Raw genomic sequence first — 17,502 nt, forward strand, 5'->3', positions numbered from 1 at the left:
AGGCCCTGGTCTCCGGGAGCCGGTGACCAGGGCCTTCTTTGTAGCGGGGGCAGGATTTGAACCTGCGACCTCTGGGTTATGAGCCCAGCGAGCTACCGAGCTGCTCCACCCCGCGTCGGTGTTCCACAACCATACCGTTGATCCAGGCGGCCGCAAACCAGATGGCGCTGGGGGCCCTGGGTCAGCTTCGCGCCGTGAGGACGTCGACCGCCAGGCGCCGGACCACGGCCTCGTCGACCTCCACGCCGAGCCCCGGACCGGTGGGGACGTGGGCGACCCCGTCGGCGACCTTGACGGTGGCGCCGGTGGCGTAGGCCGACTCGATGAACTGCCTCCCGTTGAGGTCGACCGGCCCGGTGATGCCGTACGCGGAGAACAGGTGGAGGGAGGCGGCGAGGCCGAGGTCGCCGTCGGTGAGGCCGGAGCCCATCAGCCTGACACCGGAGTCCTCCGCGAGCTGGCACAGCCGACGTGAGAGCGTGAGCCCGCCGCTGCGCTGCACCTTGGCGATCGCCACGTCCACCGCACCGAGCTTCACGAAGGTCGCCAGATCGGTCGGGTGCCGCAGGCTCTCGTCGAGCGCGACAGGCAGGGGAGAGGCATCGCGCAGCCGCCGCAGGCCCGCGACGTCGTTGGCGGGCAGCGGCTGCTCGAACGCGGTGACCCCGAGCTCCAGCAACCTTCCCGCCAGCCGCAGGGCGGTGTCGCAGGTGTAGGCCTGGTTGGCGTCGACCCACAGGGGCGCCTCCGGGGCCTCGGCACGGACGGCGGCCACGACCCCGAGGTCGGTCTCCTCGGAGTGCAGCCCGATCTTGACCTTGAACGCCCGGTAGCCCGCCTGCCTGCCCTCGGCCACGCAGTCGGCGACCTCCTCGGCGGTCTGCCCGGACACGATCCAGGCGAGCTGGACCTCCTCCGCGCGACGCTGCCCCCACAGCACGCCGAGAGGCACCCCGGCGGCCCTGCCCAGCAGATCGTGCAGGGCGATGTCGACGGCGGACTTGGCGAGCGGCGCGCCGATGGAGAAACCGCGGTTGATGGCCCGGTCGAACGCCGTGGTCACCCCGTCGAGATCCCATGCGGGACGGCCGACGACCGCAGGCGCCAGGTACCGGTCGATGGTCGTCACGATGGACTCGGTGGTCTCGTACGTCCAGGCGGGGATCGGCGTGGCCTCACCCCACCCGTGGACGCCGTCGGCGCTCACCTTGACCAGGACGCGGATGCTCGGACGTCCGGCGACGGCCACCGAGCCGCCGGACACGCCGAAGGAGCGCAGCGTCGGAAGGGCGACGGCGAACGTTTCGACCTGGTCGATGGAGAGCGCGGCCAGGGTCACTGGGAGATCCTTTCAGCGGGTGGTGCGGGGCTCCACCCGGCCGGCCGGGCGGGAGGCGCGGTGCTCTCGCGCAGGACGACCTCGCCCAGGACACGATCGGTGCGGCTGCGAGCCCTGGCCGGTTGGAGCGCCATGGCCATGACGCGCCTGCCGAGATCCTCCAGCGGCAGCCGGAAGGTCGTCAGCGGCGGGGTCAGGTCGACGACGATGGGGATGTCGTCGAAGCCCGCGAGGGACACGTCGGCCGGCACGGCCAGCCCGTGCTCGCGCAGCGCCGTCAGCGCGCCGACCGCCATGACGTCGGTCAGGGCGAAGACGCAGGTGGCCCGGAGCCCTCGGCGGAGCAGTTCGGTGGCGGCCTCGTAGCCCCCGTCGCGGGTGAAGGCGCCTTCCACGATCTGGTCGGGGGCCAGGGTGACACCGGCCTCGGCGAGCGCGTTCTTGAACCCGCCGAGGCGGTCGACCACCGTGGTCAGCGAGGCGGGCCCGGTGAGGACGGCGAAGTCGCGATGCCCGAGAGCGAGCAGGGCGCCGGCGAGGGCGGCGGCGCCTTCCCGGTTCTCCGGAAGGACGGTGTCCACGCGCAGGCCCTGGTGCCGGCTCACCGCCGCCACCCTGCCTCCGGCGGCGATGTACGGGGCGAGCTCGCCCTGCATCGCCTTCTGCCAGGGGCGGTCCTCGAACCCCGAGCCGATGAGCAGGATCGCCCGGACGCGCTGGCCGCGCATCATGGAGACGTAGGCGACCTCGCGCTCGCGCTCGCGGAAGGTACTGCCCAGGATGACCTGAAGGCCCTCCTCCGCGGCGGTGCGCATGACGCCCCTGGCGATGCCGGCGAAGTACGGGTCGCCGATGTCGTGGCAGATCACGCCCACGGCGGGGCTGGAGGCACGGGCCAGTGCACGGGCGTGGGGGTTCGGCGTGTAGGCGAGCCTCCCGGCGGCCTCCAGGACCCGATCTCGAAGATCGGCCCGGACCTGGGTCGCGCCGTTGAGGACCCGGGACGCCGTCGCCGGCGAGACCCCCGCGGCCTGGGCGACATCGTCGAGGGTCACCTGCGGCTGTTCGGGCACGTTGTTATCAACCCCCTTGACCATCCTGCGAGACGGAATTTATGGTACGCCCAGAAAGCGCTTTCCGATAGCGCTTTCCGATCTACGAGAAAGCGCTTCACGATCATCGTCGTGGTGACGTGGCGAGAGGAGAGGGAGGGGTCATCGTGAGCCTCGACAGCGGCCGCGGCCCGGAACGGGTGCTGCGCGCCGTGGAGCGATCGTGGCGGCCCGTGGCACTTCTCGCCGCCTGCTTCGCCGCGTGGTGGGCCATCACGGCCACCAACCTCGTGCAGGCGTACCTGGTGCCTTCACCCGGCATGACGCTGGGAGTGCTCGCCGACAAGTGGCCCTACATGTGGCAGCACACCTGGGTCACCACCTACGAGACCATCCTGGGCTTCGTGATCGCCGTGATCGTCGGCGTGCTGGCGGCGGTCATCATGGTCTACTCGGCCTCGGTCGAGAAGACCTTGTACCCCATCCTGCTCTTCGCCCAGGTCATCCCCAAGATCGCGATCGCTCCGCTGTTCGTGGTGTGGCTCGGCTTCGGCCTCGCCCCCAAGGTCGTCGTCGCGGTGCTGATCGCCTTCTTCCCCGTCGTCATCTCCATGGTGACCGGCCTGAAGTCGGTCGACCCTGAGATGCTCGAACTCGCCGCGACGATGAACGCGAGCCCGCTCAAGACGTTCGTCAAGATCCGTTTCCCCACAGCGCTGCCCCACCTGTTCTCCGGCCTGAAGGTCGCCGTCACCCTGGCGGTCACCGGAGCCGTGGTCGGGGAGTTCGTCGGCGCCAACGAGGGTCTCGGCTACGTGATTTTGCAGGCCAACGGCAACCTCGACACCCCCATGCTCTTCGCCGGGCTCCTGCTGATGTCACTGATCGGGGTGGTCCTGTTCACCCTGGTGGAGGTCGGTGAGCGCCTCATGCTGCCCTGGCATGCCAGCAGGCGTGGCGAAGCCGTCACCACCACTCTCTGAAGAAGGAATGCCATGAGACTCCGTACTCTCGCCGCCGCACTCCTCCCGCTGGTCGCGCTCACCGCGGCGTGCGGGGGCGGTTCCCCCAGCGACTCCGCCGCGTCCCCCGGCGGGCCCGAACCGGTGACCCTCACCCTCAACTGGTATCCGTACGGCGAGCACGCGCCCTTCTATCTCGGGAAGAAGCAGGGCATCTTCACCAAGCACGGCATCGACCTGACGATCCAGGCCGGCCAGGGCTCGGTGAAGACCATCCAGGCGACCGGCGGGGGCCAGACCGACTTCGGCTGGGCCGACACCCCGGCGCTGCTGGCCGCGGTCGGCCAGGGCGTCCCGGTCAAGAGTCTCGGCGTCTACCTGCAGACCACGCCCGCTTCCGTGCAGTTCTTCACGTCCAAGAACATCACCAAGCCCGCCGACCTCAAGGGCCTGAAGATCGCCGCCACGGCCGGTGACGCGCTGTCCAAGACCTTCCCCGCCTTCCTCAAGCAGAACGGGATGAGCGATGGCGATGTCGTCCTGCAGAACACCGACCCCGCGGGCAAGATCGCGGCGGTGATGTCGGGCCAGGCCGACGCCCTGCTCGGGTACGCCTCCGACCAGGGGCCGACGATGCAGAGCAAGTCCGGCAAGCCGGTGTCCTACCTGCGCTTCTCCGAGTTCGGGCTGAACTTCTTCAGCAACGGCCTGCTGACCTCCACCAAGACGCTGGAGAGCAAGGCCGACCTGGTGAAGCGCATGGTCGCGGCGACGAGCGAGGCATGGGCCGCCGCGGAGAAGCAGCCCGACGTGGCGGTGGACGCCATGCAGGGCGCCTCCGAGCAGCTTCCGGACAAGACCGTGCTGCTCGACCAGCTCAAGACCACGCTGACTCTCCTGCACACGGACGCGACCAAGGGTCAGGTGCCGGGGATCAACGCCGAGGCCGACTGGAAGGCGACGATCGACACGTTCGTCCGCACCGGTGTGATCCCCAAGGCCGAGCCGCCGGCGACCTACTGGGACCAGAGTGTCGCCCCGAAGGGATGACCCCATGACCGGCAACCCGCACACCGGGCGTCCCCCAGCGGACGCCGGAGAGGAGGCGGCCGTGGCGGACACCGCGACGGCCCCGGCGTCCACCAGGACCGGCACGCGCGAGACGGCGGCGGTGGTCGAGATCAGCGACGTCGCGGTGCGGTTCCAGGCCAGGAAGCGAGAGGTGATCGCGCTGAGGGAGGTCTCGCTGGACGTCGCGCCCGGCGAGTTCGTCTCCATCGTCGGCCCGTCGGGCTGTGGCAAGTCGACCCTGCTCAAGCTGGTCTCGGGCCTGCTCAGGCCGTCCACCGGAGCCGTACGCCTGCACGGCGACCTGGTCACCGGGCCCCGGCCCGACATCGGGTACGTGTTCCAGCGCGCGGCGCTGCTCGAATGGAGGTCGGCGCGGCGCAACATCCTGCTGCAGGCGGAGATGCGCGGGATGCCGTCCGCCCAGGCCCGCCGCAGGGCGGACGAGCTGATCGAGCTGACCGGCCTCACCGGCTTCGAGGACGCGCTTCCCCACGAGCTGTCGGGCGGCATGCAGCAGCGCGTCGCGCTCTGCCGCGCGCTGTTGCACACGCCGCCGGTGCTGCTGATGGACGAGCCCTTCGGCGCGCTGGACGCCCTCACGCGCGAGCAGATGAACGTCGAACTGCACCGCATCTGGCGGGAGACCGGCACAACGGTGCTTCTCGTCACCCACTCCATCGCCGAATCGGTCTACCTCGCCAATCGGGTCGTGGTGATGACCGCCCGGCCGGGGACGGTCGCGGAGCTCATCGAGGTGGACCTCCCGGACGAGCGCGACTACGCCGCGACGATGGCGCGGCCCGAGTTCGCCAGGGCCACCACCCGCATCAGGGAACTGCTCGGCGCCGGCTCGCCGGCCGACTAGCCGGCGCGTCCACGGCCCTGGCCGGCTCGAAGTCCACAGCACGGAGTTCACCCCGCTGGTCGCAGGTCACATCGAGGCCGGCGGGGGAAGAAAGCGCTTACCCGCCTGTCCGAGAAGCAAGAAGGAGGCCCTGGGTGACGACACGGTCCCTAGGCGTTGTGTTGAACGGTGTCACCGGTCGCATGGGCTACCGCCAGCACCTGGTCCGCTCGATCCTGGCCATCAACGAAGAGGGCGGCGTCGCCCTGTCCGATGGCGGGCGGATCCTGCTGGAGCCGGTCCTGGTCGGCCGCAGCGAGTCCAAGCTGCGCGACATCTGCGAGCGGCACAATCTCAAGCACTGGACCACCGACCTCGCGGGCGCCCTGAGCGACTCCGGCAACCAGATCTACTTCGACGCGCAGGTCACCCCGGCGCGGGTCAAGGCCATCACCCAGGCGATCGAGGCCGGCAAGCACGTCTACACCGAGAAGCCGACCGCGGAGACGCTGGAGGAGGCCGTCCAGCTCGCGCGGCTGGCGGCCCAGGCCGGCGTCAGGAACGGCGTCGTGCAGGACAAGCTGTTCCTGCCGGGCCTGCTCAAGCTCAGGCGCTTGGTGGAGGGCGGCTTCTTCGGCCGCATCCTGTCCATACGCGGCGAGTTCGGCTACTGGGTCTTCGAAGGCGACTGGCAGCCGGCGCAGCGGCCGTCGTGGAACTACCGCACCGAGGACGGCGGCGGCATCGCGCTCGACATGTTCTGCCACTGGTCGTACGTGCTGGAGAACCTCTTCGGCCGCGTCGAGGCCGTCACCGCCCGGGTGGTCACCCACATCCCGGAGCGCGTCGACGAGGACGGCGGCACGTACGAGGCCACGGCCGACGACGCGGCCTACGGCATCTTCGAGCTCTCCGGCGGCGCGGTGGCCCAGATCAACTCCTCCTGGTGCGTCCGCGTCAACCGGGACGAGCTGGTGGAGTTCCAGGTCGACGGGACGCACGGGAGCGCGGTGGCCGGGCTGCGCGGCTGCCGCATCCAGCACCGGGCGACCACGCCGAAGCCCGTCTGGAACCCCGACCTTCCCGTCACCCACTCGTTCAGGGACGACTGGCAGGAGGTCCCCGACAACGAGGAGTTCGACAACGGCTTCAAGGTGCAATGGGAGATGTTCGTGCGCGCCGTCGTGGAGGACACCTCCTTCCCCTACGACTTCCTCGCCGGCGCACGGGGCGTCCAGCTCGCCGAGTCCGGGCTGCGCTCCTCGGCCGAGGGCCGCCGCGTTGAACTGCCGGAGCTCGGCCTGTGATCACTCTGCCCACGGCCGAGGGGAAGCTCTCGGCGTACGAGCTGCGGGCCCCCGCCGACTGGCCCCGCCCGCCCGGACCGCCCCGGTCCCGCGTCGCCTACGCGGCCGCGCACGTCGTCGCCGACCCGCTCGGGGACAACACGCCGGGCGCGGCGGCGGCCGTCGACTGGGAGGCCACGCTCCGGTTCCGCCGCCACCTGTGGTCGTACGGCTTCCGCGTGGCCGACGCCATGGACACCGCCCAGCGCAACATGGGCCTCGACTGGGCCGCGACCCAGGAGCTGATCCGGCGTACGGCGGCCGAGGCGGCGGGCTTCGGCGATCCGGCCGAGCTGGTCGCCTGCGGAGCCGGCACCGACCACGCGCCGCACGCCGCCACGCGGGACGACGTGCTGCGCGCCTACAGCGAGCAGATGGAGCTGGTCCAGTCGGCCGGGGCCGGGGTGATCCTCATGGCCAGCCGCCGGCTCGCGGCCATCGCCCGTACGCCGGAGGACTACCACGCGGTGTACCGGCCGCTGCTGCGGGAGGCGGAGCGGCCGGTGATCCTGCACTGGCTGGGCGAGATGTTCGACCCGTCGCTGGCGGGCTACTGGGGGTCAGACGACATCTCGGTGGCCACCGAATCGCTGCTCACCCTGATCAACGACAACGCCGCCCGGGTCGACGGGGTCAAGGTGTCTCTGCTCGACGCCGACCACGAGGCCGGTTTGCGCGCCGCGCTCCCGCCCGGAGTGCGGCTCTACACCGGAGACGACTTCAACTACACGCCGCTCATCGAATCGGGCAGCGACGCGTTGCTCGGCATCTTCGACGCCATCGCCCCGGTCGCCTCCGCCGCCTTGCAGGCACTCGACGCCGGCGAGGTGGCTCGCTACAGGACCCTGCTGGAGCCGACCGTGCCGCTGTCGCGCAAGATATTCGAGGCTCCTACGTACAACTACAAGACCGGCATCGTGTTCCTGGCATGGCTCGCCGGGCACCAGGACGCGTTCGCCATGGTCGCCGGAGCGCAGTCGTCCCGTTCGATCGTGCACCTCGCCGAGGTCTTCCGCCTGGCGGACCAGGCCGGTCTCTTCCCCGACCCCGCCCTCGCCGAATCCCGCATGCGCGCCCTCCTGGCCACGGCGGGGGTGGCGGCATGAGCGGCGGGTTCGTGGGCTCTGCCGGTTTCGGTGGGGGTGGTATGGGCGGCGGGTTCGTGGGCTCTGCCCGTGTCGGCGGGGTGGCGATATGAGCGGCGGGTTCGCGGTGGACGTGCCGTCCGGGCGCCCGGCGTCCATCGAGACCCCGCGACCGGGGGATCCGCGGCTGGCCCGGCTCTCCCTGAACCAGTGGACGACCCGCCACTGGGGGGTCACGGAAGCGGTCACGGGATGCGTACGGTCCGGGATACCGGCGATCGGGTTGTGGCGGCAGCAGATCGCCGAGCACGGCCTCGCCGAGAGTGCGAAGCTCGTACGGGAGTCAGGGTTGCGCGTCTCGTCGCTCTGCCGCGGCGGGTTCCTCACCTCCGCCGACCCCACCGCCTCCGCCGCCGCGCTCGACGACAACCGGCGCGCGATCGACGAGGCGGCCACGCTGGGTGCGGACTGCCTGGTCCTGGTCGTCGGGGGGCTGCCTGCCGGGTCACGTGATCTGGCCGGAGCCCGGGACCGGGTCGCCGAGGCGCTCGGTGAGCTCGTCCCCTACGCGCTGGACACGGGGGTGCGGCTGGCGCTGGAGCCACTACACCCGATGTACTGTGCCGACCGGGCCGTGCTGTCCACGCTCGGCCAGGCCGTCGACCTCGCGTCCCGCTGGCCCGCCGAGGCGGTGGGAGTGGTGGTCGACACCTTCCATGTCTGGTGGGATCCCGGCGTGCTGGAGCAGATCGCGCGGGCGGGTGACCGCATCGCGAGCTTCCAGGTCTGCGACTTCCTCGTACCGCTCCCGGCGGACATCCTGATGGGCCGCGGCATGATGGGCGACGGCGTGATCGACTTCCGGCCGCTCCGCGCCGCCGTCGAGGCCGCGGGGTACAGGGGGCCGGTCGAGGTAGAGATCTTCAACGCCGACATCTGGGCCGCGGACGGCAACGAGGTCATCGCCACCCTCATCCGCCGCTACATCACCGAGGTGTTCTGACACGGCATCCACGGTTCGCTCGATCTCCACTGTTGCTCAGCGGGGGCTTGCGCGGTCTACCGGGAGCAGATCAGATCGGGTCTGCCGGGAGTAGGTCGGGGTTGAGGGTCATGTGGGGAGGGTGGGGAGATGTCGGATGGTCATAGGCCCTCCCGGCACCCGTTTGATCGGGTGACCCGGTTGATGCCCACCCAGCCCTTAACCGCTCCGGCACCGGCCTGAAGGTGGCCTTGCCGGAGCAGGTCGGCCCGGTGCCTACGGGGGGGTGGACCAGCCCCGGCCCCGCCTAGATGGACCGGCCCGGGTCTACCGGGAAGGGCCGGCCCATATCTATCGGAAGCAGGTGAGGTTGAGGGTCATGTGAGGGAGGGGCAGGAGATGCTGGATGGTCATAGGCCCTCCCGGCACCCGTTTGATCGGGTGACCCGGTTGATGCCCACCCGGCCCATAACGTCCCGGCACCGGCCTGAAGGTGGCCTTGCCGGAGCAAGCCGGCCCGGTGCCTACGGGGGGTGGACCAGCCCCGGCCCCGCCTAGATGGACCGGCCCGGGTCCACCGGGAGCAGATCAGATCGGGTCTGCCGGGAGTAGGTCGGGTTGAGGGTCATGTGGGGGAGGGGCAGGAGATGCTGGATGGTCATAGGCCCTCCCGGCACCCGTTTGATCGGGTGACCCGGTTGATGCCCACCCGGCCCATCACCACCCCGAAATCGGCCAGAAAGGGACCTACCGAAGTCGACCACGACGCCGAAGATCCCGGCGGCCCGACCACGACGCCGAAGAACCCGGCGGATCGACCGGAACGCCGAAGATCCCGGCGGTCCGATCACGACGCCGAAGATCTCGGCGGATCGACCGGAACGCCGAAGATCCCGGCCGATCGACGACAACGTCAAAGAACCCGGTGGGTCAGCGATCCCCGCCGGGCTCTTTGGAAACGCCGTTCAGGAGACCAAACTCCGGAGGAACTCTCGGGTGCGTACCGCGTCGTCTCCGGAAGCGAACGTGGCGGCGGCGAAGTCGGTGACCCCGGCCTTCGCGAGAGTCTGAATCTGGGCGGAGACCTCGTCCTCGTCGCCCACGATGGCGACGTCCGCCGGGCCTTCCGCGCCCTCGCGGTCCAGCATCGCGCGGTAGGACGGAAGCTGGCCGTAGACGGCGAAGACCTCGGCGGCGCGGGCCCTGGCCGCCTCTACGTCATCGGTCACGGCGACCGGGAGGGCGCAGACGATCCGGGGATCGGGGCGTCCCGCGTTCCGTGCCGCCTCGGTGATGGCGGGAACGACGTGATCGGCGACGGTCTTCGGGCCGGTCATCCACAGAACCGTGCCGTCCGCCATCCCGCCGGCCAGGCGCAGCATCATCGGAGCCAGGGCGGCGATCAGCACGGGCACCTCGCCCACCCTCGGGGTGTTCAGGCCGAGGTGGGCCTTGATGGTCTCACCGTCGAAGTCGACCGACTCGCCGCGCATGAGGGGCATCAGTACCGACAGGTACTCCCGCATGTGCCGGGCCGGCTTGTCGAAGCTGTACCCGTACATGTTCTCGATGACGATCTGGTGCGACAGGCCGATGCCGAGTGCCAGCCGCCCGCCGAGCGCCGTACCGGTGGTGAGGGCCTGCTGGGCGAGGACGGCGGGGTGGCGCGGATACGTCGGCACCACGGCGGTGCCGAGCTCGATGCCGGGCACCTGGCTTCCCGCGACCGCGAGAGCGGTCAGGGCGTCGAGCCCGAAGATGTTGGAGACCCAGGCCGAGGCGAAGCCGTCGTCGGCCGCCCGGGCGATCTTCTCCCCCATCTTGGCGATCGCGTCCGGACCCGAGGACTCGTTGAGATACAGCCCTATACGCATGGTCACCCATCTAACCGAATCTAATTCTAGTCGTGGACTCTAGTACCTTACCCCCGATGGTCTTCCGCGGAGGACCGGATGTCGATACGTGGAACCCCGGAACCGCGCCGTGGAGCCTCTGCCCCTGGGCATCATGCTCACTGGCCATCAAGGCCCGCCGTCCGCCCAGCACTCGAATCGCCAAGTCGCTCCGCCCGCACGCGCCGGTGTAATTCAACGGGCGGCGTCATTCTCCACTGACCGCTTCTTTTCGATTCAGACGTACTGTGCGACGATCGAGGCATCCATCGTTCGAATCGAACCACCGTGGTTTCCTAGCGAGGCATCGGTGCGTGAAGCACGGCTTCTCCTGAGCCAGCCGACCGGCGTTAAAGAGGAAAATCGACTCAAAATCATCAGAGCGCTCATGTGCCACCCCGACACCAGAGCGGAACTGGCGCTTCGTACTTCCCTTTCGCCGTCAACGGTATCCAAAGCGGTCAGCGGGTTGGTCGACGACGAGATTGCAGAGGCGCCCGGCGGACGAAACGGCATCGTCCGGTTGGCGAAGATAACGGGCGTCGCCGTGGGCATCAGCCTCGGGTTCTGGCATACCACGGTGATCGCCCGGGGTTTTCATCACCATTATGAGGACGCCCGGAAAAGAGTCATCGATGTAGGCGTCGAATCGGGCGTGGCCGCTTGGCTGCACGAAGTGGTGGCGGCGGTCGAATCCCTTGCGATGGAGGTGGAGCGCCACGCCGATATCGTCACCGTCGGCATGGCCGTTCCGGCCAAGGTCAATCCGCGGAATCACAGGCTGGTACATCGGCCTCCCTGGGCGAACGGTGAGGACGACCTCGCCCTCCGGGTTCGGGAGAGTCTGCGAACCGCCATCATGAAGACACAAGGCCCGCAGGCTTGGTGTCCCAGGGTGGTCATGGACAGCGACACCAATCTCGGTGCGCTGGCGGAGCGCACCTATCGCCACCAACAACAGGAAACGCTGGTCTACGTGATGTCCTCCACGCATGTGGATGCCGGGGTGATAATCGGAGACCTCCTCATTCGAGGCCGCCGCGGGGCGGTCGCGAACATCGGACACCATGCGATCAGAGCCGACGGCCTCCTCTGCTGGTGTGGGCGCAAAGGCTGCCTGGAGAGGTACATCGGCGCGGAGGCCGTACTGGAGGACGTACGTCGAGCACGGGGCGTCACACGGAGAGAGACACTGCGGTCCCTTGTTGACGTGGTCGGTGGGGCCAATCGAAATGACCCCGTTTGTATCGGTGCTCTTCGTCACGCGGCGACGCTACTGGGAGAGGGTCTGGCTGTCGTACGCGACATCTTGGATCCCAATGTCATCATTCTCGCGGGCGATCTCGCCGAGGGACGCGAACTGGTTCTCAAGCACTGCCGGGAGGCTCTGGAACGCTCCGCCGCCCCCGCGGAAGAAGGAGAAGGACACGAACTCGATGTGGTGTGGAGTACGCTGCCTGACGCGCCTGCCCAGGGTGCGCTGCTTCTGGGCATCCGTGGTCCCGCCCTCGACGCCGAGTTCAGCCCGAGTGAATGAATCAGTGTTGACCTGAGCTTGGGGTCGGCCCTGCTCGAACGACGGAAGCCTCATCGTGGAGGAACATCGTCAGCTAGAGTCCTGCTACTCATCGGACGCATGGATGCGGAATGTCAGAGATACGCCGTTCCGGCGAGGTGGCAGGAGGCACTCACACAGGTGGTGGTTTATGACGGATACGGGCGGTTTTGAGGCTGATGTCCCAGGTGAAGGTGCCGGGCGAGACGAACCGGATCCGATTTACGAACCGCCTGTTCTGATCCGCCTAGGTCGGCTCCGCGACCAATTCCGGGGTAGCTCGTCGAGCGGCAACGCCGACGCGAACTCGCAGTATTACTACTAATGCCCCTATGACTCTCATGAACTTGGTACCTACGAACCTCGACAGCTCCAAGCTGCCAGGTATAACGCGGGGAACGCCGGGTTTCGTCGCCGTCGGTCACAAGGACGGTCGCCTTTGCGGCCCCATGCCGGGCATGCGGTTACCCGGCGACCTGGTCTGGCCGGGCGCCGAGTCGGTGCGAGCCTACGGTCCCTGGCAGAAGTCCGAGATCATCACCGCCGTGTGTGGTCCGAGCCGGCTGCTCGTTCTCGGTCACTGTCTGCTGCCCGAGGCGCAGGTGCGACAGGAATTCTCAGTGGTGGCGGAGCGTGGCGAATTCGATCGCTTGACCGATTGGCCGGGCGCGTACTTGTGTCTCGTGGCGCAGCCCGACCGGGTTCTCCTCTACACCGACCTGGCAGGCCAGTTCACCGCCCACTTCTCGATATGTGACGGGCAGTTCGTCATGGCCACGCACTCCCGTGTCGTGGCAGCGCTACACGGCAGGGCGCCTGATTCTTTGGCGACGGCCGCTCGTATTGCCTTCGCGGATACCCTGCGACTCCATCTCGGCAGGTCTCCCTATACCGGCGTGTATCCGGTCGAGGGAGCCACCATGCTCGAGGTGACGCGCGACGGTGTCCGGACACGCCGGTACCATGACCGTCTTCCGAGGCACGGAGTGACCTTCACCGAAGCCGCCGACTCGCTACGAAGATCTCTTGTTGACGCGATTGAGAGGCGCGGTCCTCGCGGCCCCATAACGACCGACCTCAGCGGCGGGGTCGATTCCGCGGCGATCGCGTGTCTCACCGCGCACCTGCTGGGCGGTCCGATACGCGCGGTGAATTACCACAATCGCGCGGCGCCCACCGCAGATCTAGCTGAAGCGGTCCGGGCGGCAGATCTCGATGACGCGCTTAAGCTCAGCGTGGTTCACGGAGGTAAGGAGACGCTGCCTTACCGTGGACTGTTCGACGCCGACATGTTCGTCCCAGGCGAGCCCACCTCGTGCGCGCTCGCGTACCGGCGGGCCCGCCTGCGCGTCCAGTGGGCAGCAGCCCAGTCCTCTGGTGTGCACCTCACCGGAGAGGGCGGCGACGCGCTGCTCTGGGCGGGACGCTCGCGACTTGTCGATCTGGCCCGCCAAGGCGCCGTGCTTCGCACGGTTCGCGACGGTACGGCTCTCGCACGTGTCCGTCATGTCTCTCCAGCGGCGACGCTGGCGAAGGTGGCTTTCCAGGCCTGCACCAGCGAGCGTATGGCTCTGCGCCGGCTCGCGCGCCGGCTGCGTCACCCTGATACGCGACACAGCCGGCTCACACCAGCCCAAGAGGTCGTTTGCTGGCTGACAGCCGACATGCGGGAGGCCCTGGCGGCCGCTGCGGAGGATCCGGCGATCCTCCAAGCCCTTCCCCGCGGCATCACCCCGGGCACGCAAGCGGTGTTGACCGAGCTGCGCAGCGCGGCGGAGGCTCAGCGATACCTGCGAGAGCTGGGGGCCCGAGACGGTGTGGCGGTGCACGCACCCTTTCTCGACAACTCTGTGGTGGACGCCTGCCTGAGCCTCCCGGTGACGCAGAGAACCCATCATCGCCTGTTCAAGCCTCTTCTCGCCGCCGCACTGCACGGACTCGTGCCGACGGAGATCACCGGGCGGGCCACCAAGGGCAATCATCAGACGGAGGAATATCGCGGCGCCCGGCAGGCCCGGTCGGACATCATGGCTCTTCTCGACGACTCCGTTTTGGCCAAGCTGGGTGTGATCGACTCTGGCGCGGTCCGGACCACGCTCTCGAAGCTCTTCACCGGCGTCGCCGTACCGATGGGCCCGCTCAACCGGCTGCTGGCATCTGAAATCTGGATGCGCCTGGACACAGCGAGCTGATGTCATGCTCCGATTCCGCCTGTCCCCCCGTATGAGCCGGCATTCCGACTCTCCGCACGGCGCCATCCTGCTCGACGGAGCCGCTGACGTTCTCTATGCCACGAACTCCACGGCGGCAGACCTGCTGACTATTTGGAACAGCGGTGGCGGCTTCGAGGACGGAGTGGTCGCGTTGACACTCCGGTATCCGCACGTCCCTGTCGAGCGGATTCGCAAGGACGTGTCCCTGCTGCTCGACCATCTCGTGCGCTCCGGTGTGCTCGAGGTGAGCCTGCCGGAACGGACCGTGGGCATTCCGATGGTCGATGCCGCCCCCCTCGAATCGAAGGCGACGCTCCCATCGAAGGCGGTCGCGATCGTCTGCTTGACGCTGGCCTGCGCGCTGCTGCTATTGCGCTTCGAGCGGGTATGCCGAATGGTCGGCCGTGCTCGCATCCGACAGATAGGCAAGCCGGTAACCGCCGAACAGGCCGCGCGGATCGTGGCGACCGTCCACAGAGTCGCCCGCCACTATCCGGGGCGCGCCGCGTGCCTGGAGATCTCGCTCGCAGCCGTGGTGTGGGCGGCGCTGAGCTTTCGCCGCTTGGACTGGTGTCTCGGCGTGGCCGTCGATCCTTATCGTTTTCACGCCTGGGTAGAGGTCGACGGGAAACCCATCGAACCTGCCGACGATACGTGGACGAGGGCGACCTATCGCAAGATGATGACCTTGTGAGGTGACAGCAAAGTAACTGCGGTGGATTCGAACGCCACAGCAGGTCGGTGGTTCCCCTCGACGATCGAATCACACGTGCGCCGGCGCTTTCACGGCGGATATCCTGCGAAACACATTCCCATGCCTACCGGCGTATATCCCGATGTCGATCATGCCATTGTTCTCTAGAGATGTCGGGCATTATTCTGCGGACGCGGACAAGGAATGCCGATGGCGGCGACAATGGAGTCTCACCCGACGCATCTGATGTCGAGAGTGCTCAACGCTCTCGCCTGTCATGGTCCTTGTCACGCTTGCGGACACCTTTTCTTCTCCCGCGACGCCGAGTCCAAAAAAAGGTGCCGCGAAAGTGCCGTCCGAGCCGCGGCCTTGAACAGAGGGGTGGGAGGCATGATCAGGTTTCTTTTCCGCGAGCGCCCACGAGTATCGCGACCACGCGCCTGGCGAGCGGTGGCCATCGTGGCGGTCGCCGCCGCCGTCGGAGGAATCACGGCACTGCAACCGGATTGGGCTGTGCCGCTCGGTTCGGCCGCCGCGGTCGCGGCGCTCCTCTATGACGTTCTCCACAGCGCCAGAACGCCGGACAAAGGAGATGAGCAGCCTGAGGGCGCCCAAACGCGTCCGTGAGCTCCGAAGGCGGCGATGACCGTGGTCAACGCCGCCTTCAGCACGCCGACCGTGGCATCGTGACCGGTGGCTCATGGCTCATGGCTCATGGCTCATGGCTCGTGGCTCGTGGCTCGTGGCTCATCGTCGAGCGCGGCCGGCACAGCTCATGGCTCATGGGTATCGAAGTCGGGAGGTGGCCGCCGGGCTTCGTGAAGGGGGCTGGATGATCGGTAAAGTGGCCGGGATGCGATGTCTCGGGGTGTGCGCCTTGGTTCTCGTGCTGGCCACCGCTTGCGGGGCCGGGCCGTCGCTCGGAGAGACGACAAGCGTCCTGCGCCAGGACGGTGCCGTGCTCGGCCGGATCGAGCTGGCACGCAAGAGCACGGCCCTCACCACCGACGGTTCCGGCTGCCAGGCGGGCACCAAGCGGAGCCTCTACACGATGACAGGCGACCTCCCACAAGGCATCGACCCGGCACAGGCGTCGGCGGCGGTCACATCCGCGCTGGCCAGCGAGTTCCACACGATGGGCTACCAGGAGGCCGAGGGACCACACGCGCAGTTCGGCGTGAACGTCAGCGTGCTGGAGAAGCGGTCCCTCGGCATCGTCTTCACGGTCACGCTACGAACCCGGCAACCCAACGTGGAGATCTCCGGCAAGACACAGTGCCTCCCGGAGAGCTGACGCCACGGCGTCCCAGTGACGGAAACCGCCGACCTTCATCTCCATGATCCTCAGCCTGGCGGGCTCAGATAGGACCGGACTGGTCTGTCTCCGGCAGACCTGGCCCGCGTTCGCTCCTGCGATCCGCGGCCTAGTCCGTGCCCGTGGCCCGCGGTCCGGTCCGTTCCGGTGGCCTGCGGCCTGGTTCGCCCCCGGTAGGTCCATTTTCCTGACCTGCTCCCGATAGACCCGGACCGGCCTGCTCCCGATAGACCCGGGCCGGCCTGCTCCCGATAGTCCCGGGCGGGTTCACCCCGGCAGGCCCCGGGCCGTCCTGCTCCGGGTAGGTCTCTATCTGGTCGGTGTTGGGGTGGTGATGGGCTGGGTGGGTGTCAATGGGGTCACCCGATCAAATGGGTGCCGGGAGGGCCTATGACCGTCCGGCATCTCCTGACCCTCCTCCGCATGACCCTCAACCTGCCCTGCTCCCGATAAACCCGACCTGACCTGCTCCCGGTAGACCCGGGCCGGCCTGCTCCCGGTAGACCCGGGCCGGTCCACCTCGGTAGTCCCAGGCCGGTAAACCCTGGCAGACCCCATGCCGTCCTGCCCCCCAAGGACTCCAGCGTTGTGGTCGGTTTGAGGTGAAATGATAAAATCGGCGCACGCCAAAGAGAGGGGACCAGGCGCTTGAGGAGACGATCGGATGCGATCGCCGTTCCCAGAGCGGTTCCCCCTCTCGTGTACGCGACCCTCGTGGTCCTGCTCGCCGCCCTGACCGGTTTCGGCCTCTCCCATGGCGGGCCGGCGGAGTTCCACGGACGTTCCCCCGACATCACGGCCGCCGACGGGCCCTTGCTCGTCAAAGCGCTGCCGAGTACGGCGCAGCAGCGGATCGTCCCCCCGCAGACCGGCTCGGCGGACCTGCCGTCCTCGGCCGTCTCTCCTGCCGGCGGGCAGGTGGGCGGGCTCCTGGCCGGCGAGCGCCTCGCACCCCTCCACGGACGGGCGGCGTACGAGCCGTCCCTGCCCCGTGCCCCTCCGGCCATCGGTCTCTGACACCTCGTGATCCCGGGCTTCGCCGAGCCCGGTGGCGGCGACGATCCGCCCCTGACCGGTCCGAGATCGTCTCCGCGCGCTCTGACAGCGACGACGACCTGCCGGAGGTCACCGATGACCCATCAACACGTTCCC

At 68.4% G+C, this 17,502-nt stretch carries 14 protein-coding genes and 1 tRNA gene; 11 read left to right on the forward strand and 4 right to left on the reverse strand.

The window, feature by feature from the left end; translation table 11 throughout:
* Positions 1–41: 41 nt before the first annotated feature.
* From ABD810_RS31370 to ABD810_RS31380, 3 genes are all read right to left on the reverse strand, one after another.
* Positions 42–115, reverse strand: a tRNA-Met gene (locus ABD810_RS31370).
* Between the two features lie 66 nt (positions 116–181).
* Positions 182–1,339 (reverse strand): mandelate racemase/muconate lactonizing enzyme family protein, encoded by a 1,158-nt coding sequence (locus ABD810_RS31375; RefSeq protein ID WP_344948871.1) that lies wholly within the window; start codon positions 1,337–1,339, stop codon positions 182–184.
* Positions 1,336–2,412 carry a LacI family DNA-binding transcriptional regulator gene (locus ABD810_RS31380; RefSeq protein WP_344948877.1) on the reverse strand — a complete coding sequence of 359 codons (1,077 nt, stop codon included), beginning with the start codon at positions 2,410–2,412 and terminating at the stop codon, positions 1,336–1,338. Before ABD810_RS31380 ends, ABD810_RS31375 begins: the two co-directional genes overlap by 4 nt.
* Positions 2,413–2,558: 146 nt before the next feature.
* Between ABD810_RS31380 and ABD810_RS31385 the strand changes: the two genes are divergently transcribed.
* The 6 genes from ABD810_RS31385 (at position 2,559) to ABD810_RS31410 (ending at position 8,702) form a co-directional block, all read left to right on the forward strand.
* Complete coding sequence (locus ABD810_RS31385; protein WP_344948882.1) at positions 2,559–3,374, forward strand: ABC transporter permease; 816 nt, start codon at positions 2,559–2,561, stop codon at positions 3,372–3,374.
* A 12-nt stretch (positions 3,375–3,386) separates the two neighbouring features.
* The gene (locus tag ABD810_RS31390) at positions 3,387–4,403 is read left to right on the forward strand and encodes an ABC transporter substrate-binding protein (RefSeq protein ID WP_344948885.1); all 1,017 of its coding nucleotides are present in this window, start codon (positions 3,387–3,389) and stop codon (positions 4,401–4,403) included.
* A gap of 4 nt (positions 4,404–4,407) precedes the next feature.
* A complete protein-coding gene (locus ABD810_RS31395; RefSeq protein WP_344948890.1) occupies positions 4,408–5,289 on the forward strand; it encodes an ABC transporter ATP-binding protein in 882 nt (293 codons plus the stop codon).
* A 134-nt stretch (positions 5,290–5,423) separates the two neighbouring features.
* Positions 5,424–6,575, forward strand: coding sequence for a Gfo/Idh/MocA family protein (locus tag ABD810_RS31400; RefSeq protein ID WP_344948895.1), 1,152 nt, complete (start codon positions 5,424–5,426; stop codon positions 6,573–6,575).
* Positions 6,572–7,720 carry a dihydrodipicolinate synthase family protein gene (locus tag ABD810_RS31405; protein WP_425566986.1) on the forward strand — a complete coding sequence of 383 codons (1,149 nt, stop codon included), beginning with the start codon at positions 6,572–6,574 and terminating at the stop codon, positions 7,718–7,720. Before ABD810_RS31400 ends, ABD810_RS31405 begins: the two co-directional genes overlap by 4 nt.
* 88 nt (positions 7,721–7,808) lie before the next feature.
* Positions 7,809–8,702: a sugar phosphate isomerase/epimerase family protein gene (locus ABD810_RS31410; protein ID WP_344948899.1), complete on the forward strand. Its 894-nt coding sequence runs from the start codon at positions 7,809–7,811 to the stop codon at positions 8,700–8,702.
* A gap of 944 nt (positions 8,703–9,646) precedes the next feature.
* Here ABD810_RS31410 and ABD810_RS31415 read toward each other — a convergent pair.
* The gene (locus tag ABD810_RS31415; protein ID WP_344948903.1) at positions 9,647–10,555 is read right to left on the reverse strand and encodes an LLM class F420-dependent oxidoreductase; all 909 of its coding nucleotides are present in this window, start codon (positions 10,553–10,555) and stop codon (positions 9,647–9,649) included.
* Between the two features lie 328 nt (positions 10,556–10,883).
* Between ABD810_RS31415 and ABD810_RS31420 the strand changes: the two genes are divergently transcribed.
* From ABD810_RS31420 to ABD810_RS31440, 5 genes are all read left to right on the forward strand, one after another.
* On the forward strand, positions 10,884–12,110 hold the full coding sequence (locus tag ABD810_RS31420; RefSeq protein WP_344948909.1) for an ROK family transcriptional regulator: 1,227 nt from the start codon (positions 10,884–10,886) through the stop codon (positions 12,108–12,110).
* Positions 12,111–12,469: 359 nt separating this feature from the next.
* Positions 12,470–14,320 carry an asparagine synthase-related protein gene (locus ABD810_RS31425; RefSeq protein ID WP_344948913.1) on the forward strand — a complete coding sequence of 617 codons (1,851 nt, stop codon included), beginning with the start codon at positions 12,470–12,472 and terminating at the stop codon, positions 14,318–14,320.
* A gap of 4 nt (positions 14,321–14,324) precedes the next feature.
* Positions 14,325–15,035 (forward strand): lasso peptide biosynthesis B2 protein, encoded by a 711-nt coding sequence (locus ABD810_RS31430; protein WP_344948916.1) that lies wholly within the window; start codon positions 14,325–14,327, stop codon positions 15,033–15,035.
* Between the two features lie 832 nt (positions 15,036–15,867).
* Positions 15,868–16,329 (forward strand): hypothetical protein, encoded by a 462-nt coding sequence (locus tag ABD810_RS31435; protein WP_344948920.1) that lies wholly within the window; start codon positions 15,868–15,870, stop codon positions 16,327–16,329.
* A 720-nt stretch (positions 16,330–17,049) separates the two neighbouring features.
* Positions 17,050–17,367, forward strand: a complete 318-nt coding sequence (locus tag ABD810_RS31440) for a hypothetical protein (RefSeq protein ID WP_344948926.1) — start codon at positions 17,050–17,052, stop codon at positions 17,365–17,367.
* Positions 17,368–17,502: the final 135 nt, after the last annotated feature.

The organism is Sphaerisporangium flaviroseum (assembly GCF_039537005.1).
In the GTDB taxonomy this organism is placed as follows: domain Bacteria; phylum Actinomycetota; class Actinomycetes; order Streptosporangiales; family Streptosporangiaceae; genus Sphaerisporangium; species Sphaerisporangium flaviroseum.

Bases quoted from the DNA above. Each gene is read 5' to 3' on its own strand.
- ABD810_RS31390 (WP_344948885.1), top strand. From the start codon at position 3,387: ATGAGACTCCGTACTCTCGCCGCCGCACTCCTCCCGCTGGTCGCGCTC.
- ABD810_RS31395 (WP_344948890.1), top strand. From the start codon at position 4,408: ATGACCGGCAACCCGCACACCGGGCGTCCCCCAGCGGACGCCGGAGAG.
- ABD810_RS31410 (WP_344948899.1), top strand. From the start codon at position 7,809: ATGAGCGGCGGGTTCGCGGTGGACGTGCCGTCCGGGCGCCCGGCGTCC.
- ABD810_RS31415 (WP_344948903.1), bottom strand. From the start codon at position 10,555: ATGCGTATAGGGCTGTATCTCAACGAGTCCTCGGGTCCGGACGCGATC.
- ABD810_RS31425 (WP_344948913.1), top strand. From the start codon at position 12,470: ATGAACTTGGTACCTACGAACCTCGACAGCTCCAAGCTGCCAGGTATA.
- ABD810_RS31430 (WP_344948916.1), top strand. From the start codon at position 14,325: ATGCTCCGATTCCGCCTGTCCCCCCGTATGAGCCGGCATTCCGACTCT.
- ABD810_RS31435 (WP_344948920.1), top strand. From the start codon at position 15,868: ATGATCGGTAAAGTGGCCGGGATGCGATGTCTCGGGGTGTGCGCCTTG.